This is a genomic window from Pseudoalteromonas sp. XMcav11-Q (assembly GCF_040104525.1).
Taxonomy (GTDB): Bacteria; Pseudomonadota; Gammaproteobacteria; order Enterobacterales; family Alteromonadaceae; genus Pseudoalteromonas.
In genome coordinates, this window is record NZ_JBECOX010000004.1 from 295,455 (window position 1) to 311,067 (window position 15,613).

At 43.8% G+C, this 15,613-nt stretch carries 15 protein-coding genes; 11 read left to right on the top strand and 4 right to left on the bottom strand.

Annotated features, from left to right (window positions below):
- Positions 1-25: 25 nt before the first annotated feature.
- On the top strand, positions 26-1,051 hold the full coding sequence (astA, locus tag ABMY45_RS08810) for an arginine N-succinyltransferase (RefSeq protein WP_010605388.1): 1,026 nt from the start codon (positions 26-28) through the stop codon (positions 1,049-1,051).
- Positions 1,052-1,127: 76 nt separating this feature from the next.
- On the top strand, positions 1,128-1,931 hold the full coding sequence (locus ABMY45_RS08815) for a DUF1338 domain-containing protein (RefSeq protein ID WP_206471991.1): 804 nt from the start codon (positions 1,128-1,130) through the stop codon (positions 1,929-1,931).
- 79 nt (positions 1,932-2,010) lie between these two features.
- Here the strand turns inward: ABMY45_RS08815 and ABMY45_RS08820 are convergent, their stop codons facing one another.
- Entirely contained in the window at positions 2,011-2,901 is an 891-nt protein-coding gene (locus tag ABMY45_RS08820) for a hypothetical protein (protein WP_206471989.1), read from the bottom strand.
- A 234-nt stretch (positions 2,902-3,135) separates the two neighbouring features.
- Here ABMY45_RS08820 and ABMY45_RS08825 point away from each other — a divergent pair, with 234 nt between their 5' ends.
- Positions 3,136-3,495 (top strand): hypothetical protein, encoded by a 360-nt coding sequence (locus ABMY45_RS08825; RefSeq protein WP_095729356.1) that lies wholly within the window; start codon positions 3,136-3,138, stop codon positions 3,493-3,495.
- Between the two features lie 161 nt (positions 3,496-3,656).
- Here the strand turns inward: ABMY45_RS08825 and ABMY45_RS08830 are convergent, their stop codons facing one another.
- Positions 3,657-4,199, bottom strand: coding sequence for a cysteine hydrolase family protein (locus ABMY45_RS08830; protein ID WP_349288768.1), 543 nt, complete (start codon positions 4,197-4,199; stop codon positions 3,657-3,659).
- A 228-nt stretch (positions 4,200-4,427) separates the two neighbouring features.
- Here ABMY45_RS08830 and ABMY45_RS08835 point away from each other — a divergent pair, with 228 nt between their 5' ends.
- Positions 4,428-5,318 (top strand): SUMF1/EgtB/PvdO family nonheme iron enzyme, encoded by an 891-nt coding sequence (locus tag ABMY45_RS08835; RefSeq protein ID WP_349288769.1) that lies wholly within the window; start codon positions 4,428-4,430, stop codon positions 5,316-5,318.
- 144 nt (positions 5,319-5,462) lie between these two features.
- Positions 5,463-6,401: an SUMF1/EgtB/PvdO family nonheme iron enzyme gene (locus ABMY45_RS08840; RefSeq protein WP_349288770.1), complete on the top strand. Its 939-nt coding sequence runs from the start codon at positions 5,463-5,465 to the stop codon at positions 6,399-6,401.
- Positions 6,402-6,424: 23 nt separating this feature from the next.
- On the opposite strand, the gene ABMY45_RS08845 is transcribed toward ABMY45_RS08840, so the two are convergent.
- The gene (locus tag ABMY45_RS08845; RefSeq protein ID WP_349288771.1) at positions 6,425-9,328 is read right to left on the bottom strand and encodes a hypothetical protein; all 2,904 of its coding nucleotides are present in this window, start codon (positions 9,326-9,328) and stop codon (positions 6,425-6,427) included.
- Positions 9,329-9,699: 371 nt separating this feature from the next.
- On the opposite strand from ABMY45_RS08845, the gene ABMY45_RS08850 reads away from it, so the two are divergent.
- Together ABMY45_RS08850 and ABMY45_RS08855 are read left to right on the top strand one after the other, a co-directional pair.
- The gene (locus tag ABMY45_RS08850) at positions 9,700-10,530 is read left to right on the top strand and encodes a polyphosphate kinase (protein WP_206471963.1); all 831 of its coding nucleotides are present in this window, start codon (positions 9,700-9,702) and stop codon (positions 10,528-10,530) included.
- A gap of 3 nt (positions 10,531-10,533) precedes the next feature.
- Positions 10,534-11,847 (top strand): DUF2252 family protein, encoded by a 1,314-nt coding sequence (locus ABMY45_RS08855; protein WP_206471962.1) that lies wholly within the window; start codon positions 10,534-10,536, stop codon positions 11,845-11,847.
- Here ABMY45_RS08855 and ABMY45_RS08860 read toward each other — a convergent pair.
- Positions 11,844-12,797, bottom strand: coding sequence for a ribonuclease Z (locus ABMY45_RS08860; RefSeq protein ID WP_211865637.1), 954 nt, complete (start codon positions 12,795-12,797; stop codon positions 11,844-11,846). The two genes, ABMY45_RS08855 and ABMY45_RS08860, sit on opposite strands and share 4 nt — an antisense overlap.
- 103 nt (positions 12,798-12,900) lie before the next feature.
- On the opposite strand from ABMY45_RS08860, the gene ABMY45_RS08865 reads away from it, so the two are divergent.
- Genes ABMY45_RS08865 through ABMY45_RS08880 form a run of 4 tightly spaced genes read left to right on the top strand, consistent with a single transcriptional unit; the run spans position 12,901 to position 15,541 of the window.
- Complete coding sequence (locus ABMY45_RS08865) at positions 12,901-13,440, top strand: isochorismatase family protein (RefSeq protein WP_223193527.1); 540 nt, start codon at positions 12,901-12,903, stop codon at positions 13,438-13,440.
- Positions 13,441-13,484: 44 nt separating this feature from the next.
- A complete protein-coding gene (locus tag ABMY45_RS08870; RefSeq protein WP_010373027.1) occupies positions 13,485-13,748 on the top strand; it encodes a DUF3081 family protein in 264 nt (87 codons plus the stop codon).
- Complete coding sequence (locus tag ABMY45_RS08875) at positions 13,741-14,070, top strand: hypothetical protein (protein ID WP_206471960.1); 330 nt, start codon at positions 13,741-13,743, stop codon at positions 14,068-14,070. Before ABMY45_RS08870 ends, ABMY45_RS08875 begins: the two co-directional genes overlap by 8 nt.
- Positions 14,063-15,541 carry a deoxyribodipyrimidine photo-lyase gene (locus ABMY45_RS08880; protein ID WP_206471959.1) on the top strand — a complete coding sequence of 493 codons (1,479 nt, stop codon included), beginning with the start codon at positions 14,063-14,065 and terminating at the stop codon, positions 15,539-15,541. The genes ABMY45_RS08875 and ABMY45_RS08880 overlap by 8 nt, the downstream gene beginning before the upstream one ends.
- The last annotated feature ends 72 nt before the right edge of the window (positions 15,542-15,613 follow it).

Below are 15,613 nucleotides of genomic sequence, written 5' to 3' on the forward strand. Positions count from 1 at the left end.
TGGGGACCTCGGTCTCCTCTTTCTCATGTTAGTATTAAGACCAATACAAAAAACTGACTTCGACGCGCTAAAAACCATTGCGGTTGAATCTGGCCATGGGTTTACCTCACTGCCAGTAGATGACGAATTGTTGTCTAATAAAATTAACCGCTCGGTTGAAAGCTTTGCAAAGTCAGTATCAAAACCATACGACGAAGGCTATTTATTCGTTCTTGAAGACACACAAACGGGCGAAATTATAGGTACCACTGCGATTGAAGCCGCGGTCGGTATGTCAGTGCCTTTATATCACTATCATCTTGGTAAAACAGTACATCACTCAAGAACTTTGGGTGTCTATAATACCGTCGATATTCTGTCGATGTGTAACGACTACACTGGAAGCTCTGAGATCTGCACGCTATTTTTACGTGAAGGTCATCGTCAAGGCTTCGCTGGTCGCTTTCTTTCAAGAAGTCGTTTCTTATTTATGGCAGAACATGCAGAACGCTTTAGCGACACCGTTATTGCGGAAATGCGTGGTGTAAGCGACGAACATGGCCATTCGCCATTTTGGCAGTGGCTGCAAGAACACTTTTTTAGCATTGAATTTCCGCAAGCAGATCACTTGGTCGGTCTCGGGGACAAAGTGTTTATTTGTGAACTTATGCCCAAGTATCCCATCTATGCAAACCTACTAAGTCCAGAAGCACAAGCTGTGATAGGTAAAGTGCACGAGAAAACCAAGCCTGCTTTGCGTTTATTACAAAAAGAAGGGTTTGAACACCGTGGCTATGTTGACTTGTTCGACGCAGGTCCAACGGTAGAAGCCAAACTAGACAACATTAGAACGGTTAGAGAGTCGTTTAAAGGTGAGGTTGAAATAGTCGCTTCACTACCTGACAAGCTCCCTAATCTTGCTATTTCAAATGGTCGATTAGACGCGTTTAAAGCCACGTTTACCGATCAGGCTTATCTGTGCGAAGCGGAAGAAAAAATTCAGCTGACCGTAGAGGTAGCCAATGCGCTTGATGTCACTCAAGGTGAACTGATAAACGCATTTAAACTATAGATTTCAATGTCGTGCTGATACCAATTGGTATAAAGTTTAACAAGCTGTCACCAAGACAAAAAATTAGGAAACCATTATGCACAACAACGTAGATACACTATTTGAACGCCTGTGGGACAACTACCTAGAAGTAACACCTTCTGCAGTTAAAGTTCATGAACTACTCGGCTCAACGCAAAAAGACGACGTGATCAATGACCACATCGCATTGCGTACTTTTAATATTGAAAAAGTAGGTCTAGAAAAGCTCGCTGCACATTTTAAAGCAGTAGGTTACACAGAATGTGGCGAATACCACTTTGAAGCGAAAAAGCTATATGCCAAGCACTATGAACACCAAGATCCAACGAAACCAAAGGTGTTTATCTCTGAGCTGCTCGTTGAAAAATGTTCAGAAGAACTACAAGCTATCGTTAAAGACATGGTTGAGCAAATCGACGAGTCTGCAGTAACAGCTGAAAACTTCCTGTATTCTGGCACCCACTGGCGCGTTTCTCACGAAACATACAAAAAACTACTGGCTGAGAGCGAGTATGCCGCATGGATGTCTGCATGGGGTTACCGCGCTAACCACTTTACGGTAAGCATCAACTACCTGAAGAACTTCACCACAATTGAAGCTGTAAACCAAGCGCTCAAAGACAACGGTTTTGAACTAAACACCTCTGGCGGCGAGATCAAAGGCTCTCCAGAAGTGTTACTAGAACAATCTTCGACGCTTGCTGATCATCAAAACGTACAGTTTAACGATGGTGCATTTAGCATTCCAAGCTGCTTCTATGAGTTTGCTCTGCGTTATGCCAAGCCTGACGGCGAGATCTATACTGGTTTTGTTGCAGCTTCTGCTGACAAAATCTTTGAAAGTACTAACGCAAGATAATCGCGTTTAAAATCAGTGCTTGCCTAAGCACTCTGCCCAAATTGTAAAGCAGCCTTTATGGCTGCTTTTTTAGTTAATATTAGCCACAACTCCAATCAAACTCACGAGTTACCAAATCAAGCATACCTATCCCTCCGCCAAAGTTATGCCCACCTAAGATCTCTTCGAATTCGATGTAGTAAGGTGTAAGAAAATCAGGGATCCCTTGACCGTTTAAACTCGTCCCGCCTAAATGGTTTGGCGAAACACTCTCTAACCACTCAGGGTCGCCTTCGTACGGATCAATATAACCTGTATCTTCATATTCGCTGGGCATCTTGCCCGCATTAGGATCACTAGGGTTAGCAACAAGCGTAATTGCACGGTTAAAACTTACTGCTTCTGGGGGAATTCCACCAAGCTCGCGATATATTTGGTACTCTTCAGCTGGCAAACTGAGGTACTGGGAATAGTTCATTTTCCAAAAGCAACTCGCCCCACCCTCGACTAGCCATCCAGGGACGCAAACATCATCTTCAAAATGCCGTTCAATAATGGTTGGCGGTGAACAGAGCTCGCCGTAAAACTCAGCTTCACTAAGCAGGAGCGTTGCGTAATAACAATCTAGCGTATCCGCTGCAAACTTACAGCTAGGATGAACCGTTTGCATCGCCTGCCAAAAGGGTTTGAATAGCGGTTCATCTGGCGACTGCTCGGCAAATAACGCCTCTTCTAACCCTTCAATATATTCGGGCCCGCCATCATTGTGATCAACCGCGATTGCAAAAAAGCTAACCGCATACGCATTCTCATCAGTGCGATAACCCTCTGGCAATTTTAGTGTAAAGCTGTGTTTTAGCGGGTAGCCGGTATGTGGGTCCAGCGGCCATTGATTGGCTTTAATTCCGGGGGGCAAACCAAATACCCAGCCATCAAAGCGTGTTTTATCGTCAATGGATTGTTTCAATATTTCGATATTATAAGCATTCATTACTATCTCCTTATTAAATAACGTTGCTTACTCGTAAGTTAGGGCCTGTTTATCTTTCAAGTTTGTTTTTGCAGCAGCAAAGAACAACAGACCCTAGTATAAAAGTATTAACCCCACAATTGAAATAGGTACTTAGACTTTTTACAGTGTTTGAGACACTTAAAAATATTGTTTATATTCATTACCTGTTGTTGAAAAATCAGTAGTGAAGATGATTAGACAAGGATAATAGTTATGAATTATTTTGGAACGTTTGGTTCAACGGAAGAAGAGGCGCTTAACCTTCTCATGCCTGTTGTCGACAATGCTTTGAAAGCGCATGAGAGAGGAAACTATCAAGCATATTTATCTGTAATAACCGCCGACTTAGCCAAAAAGGTTTCTGAGGAGGGATTTTTACGGGCATACCATGAAATCGCGCCGCAGCTTGGCCGCTTAAAATCCAAAACCTTGTTAGCGTCTCTTCGAAGAGGTCAGGATCCAATGCTGATATTTGCAGCGAAGTACGAGAACACGCAAGACGATATCGTAATTAATATCACATTTAAAAACGCGACTACCCCGCCTTTAATTGCATGGATGTGGATTGAATAGTCCTTTGGTTCAAAGGCTTAGATTAAAACTTATAGGAGGACCGTTTCCGGTTTGCTTCACACTTGTGTAATAACATGTATAACCCTTAACAGCCGGTTATTAGGACGAGTAAGTGAAAACAGTGACAGGAAATGGTAATCCCTCAACAAAACTAGACTGTATCAGTCACCTAAAGCAATAATTTTGGCAGTAGACACCGCGGATATTTTCACTCCAAAACTGGAGATATTTGGCAGTGTGGCATTATGATGTATTCTTATTTGTTCACCTGACATGTGCTTTTTGCAATGTGTGGTATGGGCATCCGCCACTAGTGTAACTGCATAACCCAAACCCGCGGCTCGCCGACTCGTTGTATCAACACAAAACTCTGTAGCATAACCACAAATATAAATATGTTGAGCTCCATGTTCTTCAAGTATGTTAGACAGATTTGTGTTTAAAAATGAATCTGGGGTGGTTTTACGCACGAACTGGTCATTGGCGTCAACTTGAAGTACTGATTGTAATTGCCAACCTTCACTACCATACTCAATCGCAGTATCGCTTTGCTCATGTTGAATATAGATAACTGGCATGCCTTGCTTTCGAGCCCAACCTGTCACTAAGTTAATTTGGCTTAACACCTCTTCACTTGCATACGGTTTGGGCTCTGGGTCGAATAAAAGGTTCTGTACATCAATTACCAATACTGCAGATTTCATAGCATACTCTTTTTGGGCATAATCTTGCTTATAAATTAAAAAGCCGCCAACAGCTTGAACAGCATTCATTCTTTCAAGGGTTGTAGTGCCCAAGCAATATAAATCACAAGCGTTATATTGTCATTTTAATATTTATACATTGGTCTTACTGCCACATTGGCTATGTTTCAATACAGCTAAACAAGTTATGATAAATGTGTATGCAAAGACCTTGTGGATAGCACACTTATGGACAAGATTGATCACCAGATATTAACCCCTTTAACGGCATTACTATGCTTGGTCATAAGCGGTTGTGACGACCTAGGCCAACAAATAGACGCGCTTACTGGCGAGCAAGACAAACAAGTGCAAACACTAATTGAGCGCACTAAAGACCAAATGGTGTTTGTTGAAGGCGGCAGCTTTATGATGGGCGATGGTGGAGGTCCTAATAACTTGCCTTGGACCATAGCTCGCGATAATAAGCCCGCTCATAAGGTGACCCTTACCAGCTATTCGATGGGCGCTTATGAGGTAAGCTATGGCGATTTTGATTTATATACCGCGGTAAACAACCTGCCAAAAACCATGTGGACAAAATGGGATAAAGATGAAATTTGGCGTGCACCTGAATTCTCTGCGGGGGTGAACTGGTATGATGCCAAGAACTATTGCTTATGGCTGGCAAAACTCACACAACTCCCAATTGATTTACCAACCGAAGCACAATGGGAATTTTCAGCACGAAACCGTGGTGAAAACATTTTGTTTGCCACCAATACTGGTATGCTTGAACTCGGTGTAAATTACTCTCTCGCCGAAGAGCCGGAACCGCATATTAGTGGCACCTATCCACCTAACTCATTGGGGTTTTATGACTTAAGCGGCAATATGATTGAGTGGGTCAATGACTGGTGGGCTGAGGATTACTATCAACACTCCCCAGAACAGGATCCTAAAGGGCCAAAAGAAGGCACAAAAAAGGTTATGCGAGGCGGAACTTTTATGGAATCGCCACGTGGCAGTAATGTTTATACACGGCAAGAGTCAAATGAGCTAGACACTAGCTACAGGGATATCGGGTTTAGATGCGCACTAAATCAAGCGAAACCACTTTCTGTTCAATCAATTAACTAGTGCATTGCCATCTCATTTATCACCGTAAAAGTCAGCGTTTATTCAAACTACTTACTTTATGCTGTAGCAATTTTGATTTCGCCTGTGCGCTTGGTATGCTTGAGCTGCACTAAGGATAAATAAGTAACATAGGAAAGTCACCATATGGAAAATAAACGGATACATTCACTTCCCCACTTTGCCAACATTAACCGCCGCAATATTATCACCAATCAATACACAACCGTTCCCAGCCTCGCAGTACTGTGTGTGGTAATGACCGGGTGTGACGGCCTTGGCCAACAAATAGACGCGCTTACTGGCGAGCAAGACAAACAAGTGCAAACACTAATTGAGCGCACTAAAGACCAAATGGTGTTTGTTGAAGGCGGCAGCTTTATGATGGGCGATGGTGGAGGTCCTAATAACTTGCCTTGGACCATAGCCCGCGATAATAAACCCGCTCATAAGGTGACCCTTACCAGCTATTCGATGGGCGCTTATGAGGTAAGCTATGGCGATTTTGATTTATATACCGCAGTAAACGACCTACCAAAAACCATGTGGGAGGATTGGGGTAAAGGGGAAGTTTGGCGCGCACCTGAATTCCCTGCGGGAGTGAGTTGGTATGGTGCTAAGAACTATTGTTTATGGCTGGCAAAACTCACACAACTCCCAATTGATTTACCAACAGAAGCACAATGGGAATTTGCAGCACGAAACCGTGGCGAGAATATTCTTTTTGCCACAGATAACGGGCGGATAGAAGAAGGCCGGAATTATGAACTAAATACTGATTATGCGGAGCCTTCTGGCACATACCCCGCTAACCCATTAGGATTTTATGATTTAAGCGGCAATATGATTGAGTGGGTCAATGACTGGTGGGCTGAAGATTATTATCAACACTCCCCAGAATTAGATCCCAAAGGACCTAAATCGGGAACCAAAAAAGTAAGGCGTGGCGGGATGTTCTTGGAATCTCCTCGCGGTAGTAATGTATATACCCGCCAAGAATCTGAAAAATTGGAAAAAGCGTACAGAGTTACTGGTTTTCGTTGTGCTCTAAATCAATCTAATCCCCTAGTTGTGCAGTCAAAGTAACAGCTTTGGCTGCACAGCATCTATTACACCATTGCAACAAATGGATTTGTATTGAGCATAGCTACTGCAACAGAACCGGAACGTGCTCGACTTGGTAGTTTACGTCTCCATGCATCAAACTCACGCTGCTGAGCACCTTCTAAAATACTATTAAGCTGAGATAAGCCCTCTTCTCGGCTACATTTTGCGCCGCCCTCTCCCATATGCTGCAACACTTCGTCTAATTCCTCTGTGCAAAGAATATGCTTGAGTATGATAATAATCGCATTTTCGCGCTGCTCATTTAAGCCAGACCAACTATAGGTACCCGAGTCAATTAAACTCGCTAAATTTGGATTAGCGAGTAAATTTAACATTGCTCCTTTACCCTCAGGTACGGTGAATTTGAGCATTTCTGGTTTCAGCCGTACCCTACCCATAATTTCCTTTGCTTGTTCATGAATAAACACTTTTGTCTGCCACCACTCATCTATATCCTCAGCAGAACCGCCAATAAACTCCATAATATCTTTACCTGTCGCAATATGCATCGCCACAGCTTTGTAGAGCACTTTAAAAGCATCTTCTTGGATAAATGCTAGGTAATCATAATCATTATTTTTAAGCTGGTGATAAACAAATTGGGCAAGCGTGACAATTTCATCGACACCTATCTCACAGACTAATTCTCCACCAGCACCTACGCCCCAGATAAGTCCCAATTTCGCGCGAAGTATAAACCTTCCGTCTTCATAACCAATAAAACACCCGGCGTGTGCACCGGCGCCAAATGCGCCTTCTGCCTTTCCACCTAATTTAGCTAAATCACAAAAGCTAGATTTACCAGATTTTTCTGGATTATCCCACTGCAAAGCACCAGTTAACTCACAGCCTGCGGATACCCCAGCAAATGCGCTGAGCTCGCCTTTTACAGGTTCAAACTTGCGATCGGCGCGGCTAAGTGCTTTTACTTGTTCAGGGGTTAATCCCTCAAGCATCATTTTACCTTGCTTTACTGTACAGCCTACATTTGCCGCCGCTTGTAATTTCGCTCCTGCATAGCCGAAAAGGGCAATGGTCGCATTTAATCGGAGCGCGCCTAAGTTTATCTCACGCTCTTTGGTCGTATTTTTAAGCGGCATCATAAACTTAAATTCATACCCATTTTTATTAGGGTAGTAACCACTCATTGCAGCTTTTGCTTCACCGACTGCAAAATCGACTTTGGCATCAGCTTGAAATGAAAAGACACCATCCTTTGGGCTAAAGTTTGCAGCAATGCCTGCACCATGGGTATAGCGCATTAATCGCGCCTCTGCACTGGCATCAAAATAGTCGCTTTTTTCAAACCTTTTTATCTTTAGATCTTCATTTAGCTCCCTAGCCCATTCGCCCCATATGGTTGTATACGTGTCGACAAGCTTCTTATCATACTTAAAATTGACCTTTAGCTTGCTCAAATCATTTTTAAGCGCTTTGTTCAGTTTGCTACGGTCTAAGTTGCCATTCGCATCGCTAAAACGACGACCGTTTCGAATGTCCGTATCAATTTTATAGCGTCTAGTATGATTGGCGATTTTATCACTGCGCACATAGGTATACTTTCGGCCTTTAAAGCCAATGACTTCGGTAATTTTATTAGCGGTAGGGCCTGAAACAAGTGGTTTTAGGGTCTCGTTTAACGCCTTTTTTGCGTCAATTACTTTATCATCTTGCTTCGAGAGGTCTTGTTGTCCAGCCAGCGCTTGCTTTAGCTGCTCCATGGGAGGGTTAAGTACTTCCATTTCTTGCTCTAAAATATCGGCAAGTGACTGCGTGACCGCTATAAAGCTGTTATCTTCTGGAATATATATAAAATCAATAATTTCCTGTTGGTCTTCAGATTCTTCAACCGAAAAACTCACGGAGTGCGTCGCACCTCCGGCTTCAGCGGTTAATGTGTATTCCCCCGCCACAAGCGGTAGCGCCAACTCCCAATCATAACCTCTGTCTGGTATGTAGTTGCCATTCACTTGCTCCAATATGGCTGATTTTGAACCCGACGTTGGCCCTTTCCAGATTAGGTTAACGCTGTTGCTATTATAGAATTGTCCTTTAACTAGTACGTCAAAGCCGGTATTCACCCTGACTTTATCACCCGCTTTGGGAGGATTTTTTATAGTAAACTGAGGATGGTTGAAGCCATATATACGGCTTTCATTTGGTGTGCCAGTATACTGCTCGACAACACTCGCGGCAGTTTCTCCCGGCCCTAATACATGATTTGCAAAACGTCTTTTAGTGGCTTGGTTTTGCTCTAGTTTTACGATTTGCTTTGGATTAGGTTGACCAATAATGACAGATGGCGCAATAGTATCTATGGGTTGTGCTGTACTTTCTAGCTTAGTGGGTGTTTTTTGAATGCCAGCGTTACTCTTACCCATTGACGGGCGCGTTGTACCTGCTCCTTGGCTACTATTGAAGCCCACACCATCATTTTTTGAGTAATCGCTTGTAGCAGCATATTTAGCTGCGGCACCTAAATGTGCACCGTTTTGGCTTAACTCTCCCGCCCCACCCGAGAAGCCTTTACTGCCACCAGAACCGAACTGACCTTCCACTTTAGCCTCAAGCGCTGACTTTTTAATAAACGCAAAGATCTCCTTTATATTGCCTTGAGAAACCGTTTTGAGACGTTGTGCTTGGTTATTTGAAATAACAAGTAGTTGTCTATCGTCATGGTGATGAAGTCCACCATGCCAGTAACGAGCTTCTTTTGGGTCAATACGAATATAGTCGGTGTGATGGGGGTTAAGTGCTTTAAGAATGATGGTGGGCACTTTAGCCATCGGCAATCTGGTTGGTTGTGCCGAATTTTTTACGTCTGAATCTGACTGAAAAAGTGAATCATCGAATGTACCTTGCTGTGCGTCTTGCATAAGCGCAGGCCATTTGTCAAAAGGCTTCATGCCAATCCTTCCTTGTTTATTCCGGTTGTTCCTCATCAATGCAATTTGCTACTCATCAATGAGCGCGAGATATTATTCGGGGTAGATTTTATACTGATGGAGTCAGTTATTCAATCAAGGAAAAATTTTGCTATTTGCCTGTTCTAAATGATGAGAAGTTTTTAACGCCGTTAGCGCCCGATTAGCTCCCTCAAATTAAGGAAGTGTAAGACAAAATGGTATGACATATCATTGTCAAAAAGTCCCTGTAGAGTTTACTCTAGGTTACTCTAACACGCTCAAAAGTTAGTTGGTGCGGTAATATTTTCGCGTTGAACAGCACTTTGACAACAACGGGGCCAACTTAACCAAAGGCGATTAAAGGAGTTAGCATGACCAGTTATGTATCAGAAATAAAGGCGCTAAATCGCGGGCTAAGTGTTAAGCCTCCCATGACACATCCTGCTATTGATTCAAAAAAACACTACAAAAGCGAGTTAAAGTACTGGCAAACCCAGCTATTACATGTGCAACAAGCCTATTTTCATCAAGGGAAGCGCGCTATTTTAGTGTTTGAAGGCTGGGATGCGGCTGGTAAAGGAGGCGCTATTCGCCGCATGACAGAACAGCTCGATCCGCGCGGCGTTAAGGTCTACCCAATCGCAAAACCAACGCCTGAGGAACAAGGCCGGCATTACCTTTATCGGTTTCAAACTAAGCTACCTCCTCGGGGTACTATGACTATTTTTGACCGTTCATATTACGGCCGAGTGTTGGTAGAACGGGTTGAAGGGTTTGCTAGTGAGCAAGAGTGGCACCGCGCCTATCAAGAAATCAATGAATTTGAGCGTCTGCTAACAGATGATAACGTCCGCATTGTTAAGCTATTTTTACACATTAGCGAAGATGAACAGCTCAAGCGCTTTACAGAGCGTTTAAATAATCCGTATAAGCGCTGGAAACTAACGGAAGAAGATATTCGCAACCGCCAAAAGCGACAAGATTATGAGCAAGCAATTGATAATATGTTTGCTAAAACCGATACAAATTTAGCGGGATGGCATTTGATCCTCGCGGAACATAAATGGTATGCCCGCGTACAAGTGATGAAAACCATTGTCGAAGCACTAAGTAAGGGGGTTGATACTAGTCCCCCACCTATCGATAAAGCCGTTGTAAAACTGGCAAAATCTCAATTGGGTATTATTCAAAGGGAGGACTAATCCATGAATCGTCACGACTATCTTGCATCTTACTTTAATGAGCGTGAAGGCATTCACGTAAGCAATGAGTGCAGTAAATTCGACAAAATGAGACTCAGTCCATTTCGGTTCTTCCGTGGTAGTGCCGCGCTTATGTATAAGGACTTACTGGAGCAACAATTACAGTTACCTGAAGCGGCCACCAGCCTGCCACTCACCTACGTAATGGGCGATTGTCATACGGGCAATTTTGGCTTTCATAGTGAAGAAGGCAGCCACGGCGATACCCTAATTTTTGAACCTAATGACTTCGATGACGCCTGCGTCGGACACGCTGTATGGGACCTGTTTCGCTTTTTAGTGAGTTTACCGCTTACCCAACTAGAAGGTGGGCGTATTCAAGAGCAAGCTCAGGATATTAAAGACCGAAGTAAACCTTTGGTCAGTAAAGAGCTAGTTGCCCAAGCACAATTGGACTTTTTACACAGTTACCTAAAAGCCTGTCAGTTGTCGCTGGAGCATAAGGTCGATAGCAACACAGGCTTAACCGAATTTGATAATAATCATATACTGCATAAACGATGGCAAAAAGGGTTGCAAAGAATGGCGGGTGGCGCCGCGTTTACGATAAAAAGCACGCTCGCAAAGGAAATCGACCTCAGCATTAAGCCGCTACGTTTTCGCGAAGACAAACTGAAGTTTAAGCAACTTGACCCCGATTTAAAAGAAAACCTTATTCATCACTTCGCGCCCTATGTTGATGACGAAATTTTAGATTGTGTTGAGCGTATCGACCAAGGCACAGGCTCATTGCATCTGAGCAGATATTATTTGTTGGTTGGCCCAAACGTACAAAAGCCCACTAAAGATATTTTGCCGCTATGCCACATTGTGGAGGTAAAACAACAGCAACTCGCTTCGCCTCTTGCTTACTTTGCAAGTTTAAGCCCTGTGAATCGCTTAGATCCCGCACACTTAACCGTCAACAGTCAAAGAAAAATGCAGCGCCGTACCGATCTCATTTTAGATAATGCACTGTGGCAAGGCAGTCACTGGCTGGTACGCTCGCGCCATCATGCTCGCGTTGGTATAGACCCAGAAGACATCACCATCGGTAAACGTGCAGCGACTAAGTCGGGCTTTAGCCAATATGCAGAGGCTTGCGGTGAAGCACTTGCCCTTTCACATATGCGAGCAGATAGACGCTCCTTACAATTTCAAGAGGATGCCGTAGCCATTTTGCCTAGTCTCATCGATGAATTGGTCAAATCGGCCAGTCATTACAGCGAGCAAGTCGTAGCCGATTGGCGTTGGTTTTGCGAGCAATCCCAGAGCTAAGCTGTTACACACTCAACTTGCTTTTGCTTTGGAATGTCTACAATCAGACCATCCTCTGCAATGATGAGTGCATTGCTAAAGTGCAACTTGGCCTCTTCAATAAGAGGCTGCAGCATGCCCTCGCCATGATAGCGCACGCTAAAATGAGTGAGCGCGAGCATCGGCACTTGATGTAATTGTGCAAATTGAGCGATGCGCTTGGCATCGCTATGTCCTGTATGAAAACCTACTTTATGAAGATCAGCAGCGGTAAAGGTAGCTTCATGAACAAGCAAATCGACCCCTTTTATCATCTGCGATAGCAAGCCGGGCTTTTCGTTATCACCACAAATTATTACAACTCGAGGTTGCCAACTATAAAAACTGTAGTCATCTGAGGTTAAAAGTCGGCCTTGGTATTCTACGTCTTGACCCTTTTGCAACAGGTTGTAGTGGCCGCCAGACGCAATGCCATCTTGCTGAAGTTTATCTATTTTTAACTTGCGAGGAATACATTTTTCCGTGAGCTTATAGCCAACACTGGGCACTCTGTGTTGTAGCGCTATGGTTTCGATATCGCAACATTCAAGCTGTAGCTTATCGTTTATTTCTTCAAGGGCGATGGTGATTAAGTCAAAACTTAGTCTCACCTCTGTCAGTGTAAAACAGCTTTGCACAAACTGAATAACGGCCCTCGGCGCAATTAATTTTAGCGGCGCTTTGCGAGAGTTTAATGCCATGGATGAAATGAGTCCGGGTAATCCATAGCAATGATCCCCATGAAGATGGGTAATACAAATCGCTTCGAGATGATATAGGGTTAACTCACTGTGCAGCAGCGCATGCTGGGTTGCTTCGGCGCAGTCAATTAGTACCCAGGCTTTGGTATTTTCAAAGCTTACTGCCGCTGCCGACATATTACGTTGTTTAGATGGGCTACCTGAAGAAGTGCCAAGAAAATGTACTTTCACGCCAAAACCGTTTACTTTTTAAGTGGGTATACCATTGTAACGAATAAATAACGTATTAGCGAAGCGCGCGTGCTCGCCTTGCAACGTAATCTCTAAGGAGAAGATGATGAATTTGATACCTTCGGACAGCATGATCTTAGTGATCGATATTCAAGAAAAATTTCGTCCTCATATTGAGGTATTTGGCGATATCGAGCGCCAAGTAACCACCCTGCTACAAGCTGCAGAACATTTGTCTGTTCCTGCACTGATTTTTGAGCAATATCCCAAAGGGCTTGGCCATACAGCACCGAGTTTACTTGAATTTAATCTCCCGGTTATCGAAAAAACCGCGTTTAGTGCCTACCACGTTGAATCTTGCAAGCAAGCTATTCAAGAATATAAACGCGACACCATCGTCGTGGTTGGCCTCGAAAGTCATATCTGTGTACAACAAACCGTCAATGACCTGCTTGCGGACAATTTCAACGTTGTGATAGTTGCCGATGGTATTTGCTCACGTAATCCAAAACACACAGATTGGGCGCTAATGCAGATGCAGGCAGATGGCGCACGCTTTTTGGCTTTAGAGTCTATTTTATTTCAGTGGCTAAAATCGGCCAAGAATGAGCAATTTAAGGCAATTTCAGCGTTAGTTAAGTGATCGGCTATCACAGTGAAAGCGTATTCCAAGTATCGAGGTGAACAATGAAAAATGAATTAGATAGCAAGTTCTTGTTAACGGTGTTCGAGCATATTCAAAAGCACGGTGAAGTAACCGAAGAAGGTAAACGCTATGAGGGCATAGTGGCCTATTCAGATCCAGATGGTTACACCATATACCTGCAAGGCAGTGGCGTGTTACTGCGCTCTGGGTTTCATAATACTTATCACTTGGATTATGAACAAGATAAGCACAAAGACGATTTTATTAAGAAGCTAGATTACATTTTTAAAGAGGCGAATGAGTAGCTTATATCCAAATACCAACCGAGGACGTCGCGTTAGACGTCCCCACCCTGAAAGCAAACAAACCCGCACATATGTAAGTAAGGTCGTCGAAGCGCTCAGGGAAAATCCAAGTAAACTCAAGATAATCAAACAGAACTGCGATGAATTTCGCCAGCAACGCTTTTTAAAACGTGGCTTTTTGCTCGCCATTGAGCGCTTTGATTGGGTGTTTGCGGTGGACGATGATGTAGAGCGAATTTGCCAGCAGATCCTCGCCGACGACTACATAGGAAAACGCCTACGCCGCTACCCTTTATTGTTTAAGGGTGTGTTAGATGATTAACCTCGTTTGGCTCAAACGTGACTTAAGAGTGTCCGACCATAGACCACTTTACGAAGCGTGTAATAATGGCAGACCAACCCTGATATTGTATGTTATCGAACCTGAATACTGGCAGCTCCCCGATACCAGCGAAAGACAATTTCAATTTTTGAAGGAGTCGCTGCTAAGCCTTGCAGAGCAGCTGCAGCTTTTAGGTGGCACGCTGACGATTCGCCAGGGTGATATCATTGAAATACTTGAAAAGATCCATCAGCACATCGCGATCGCAACCCTTTATTGCCATCAAGAAACGGGGAATACATGGACATTTGAGCGCGATTTGCGTGTTATTGCCTGGTGCAAAGAACGACACGTATCGTATGAAGAATATCGCCAACAAGCCGTATTTAGGGGAAAAATTAATCGTGATAAGTGGCAACAGCAAGCCGAGGACTGGCTGCAAAGCGACTGCCTACCAACGCCTTCAAAAATCAATCCACTGCTGCAACAGCATAGTGGTATTGCACTTTTAAATGACTACCCTGGGAATGACAGCAACTCAGCCCCAAAGCCACAATTAGGTGGACTCAAAGCCGCGCAGCAAACCTTGAATAGCTTTTTTAATCATAGGATAGACAACTATTTATTTGGTATCTCAAGCCCGGTAAAAGCCGTAACCAGTAGCTCCAGACTCAGTCCGTATTTGGCCTATGGCGTGCTAAGCCTCAGGGATGTGTTACAACAAACTCTTGAATTAAATGTTGACTCAAAACGCAATAAGAGCGGTTTCTTATCACGGCTTTACTGGCATAGCCACTTTGTGCAAAAGCTCGAATCAGAACCGCTTTATGCTGAGCGCGCTGTGCATGCATCCTTAATTGATATGCGTGCGAGTGAATTTAATACGCAACGTTATGAACTTTGGGCTCACGGCAACACGGGCGTCCCCTTTATTGATGCCTGTATGCGAATGCTGATCGCCACAGGCTGGATAAACTTTCGCATGCGCGCAATGTTGATGGCGTTTTCAAGCTATCATCTATGGCTTGATTGGAAACAACCAGCAGCAAGACTTGCCACTCTATTTATAGATTATGAACCTGGGATCCACTATCCTCAGGTACAAATGCAGTCAGGCACTACTGGGATAAATCCGTTTCGCATCTATAACCCCATAACGCAGGGGCTAAAATATGATCCAGAAGGCCAATTTATTCGCCGCTACATTCCTGAGCTTAATCACGTTCCAACGCATTACTTGCATACACCTTGGTTTTATACCAGCTTAAAAGAAGACCAATATCAGCGCCCTGCTATATTACCCGATGACGCAGCAAAAATTGCCCGTGAAAAAATCTCCGCATTTTATAAGCAACATCTAGATAAAGATGAAACAGGCAGAGTGCTTCATACTCACGCTTCAAGGCGTCGCTCAAGTCGTGGACGCAAAAAACAAGCAAGTTCTGATAAAAATCAGCTTAAGCTATTCTAACTGATCCGTTTTTGCACAATGTTCCGCCTTTCACCCTAAAAAGAGGACAAATAGCCGCTTAAGCATGATCTC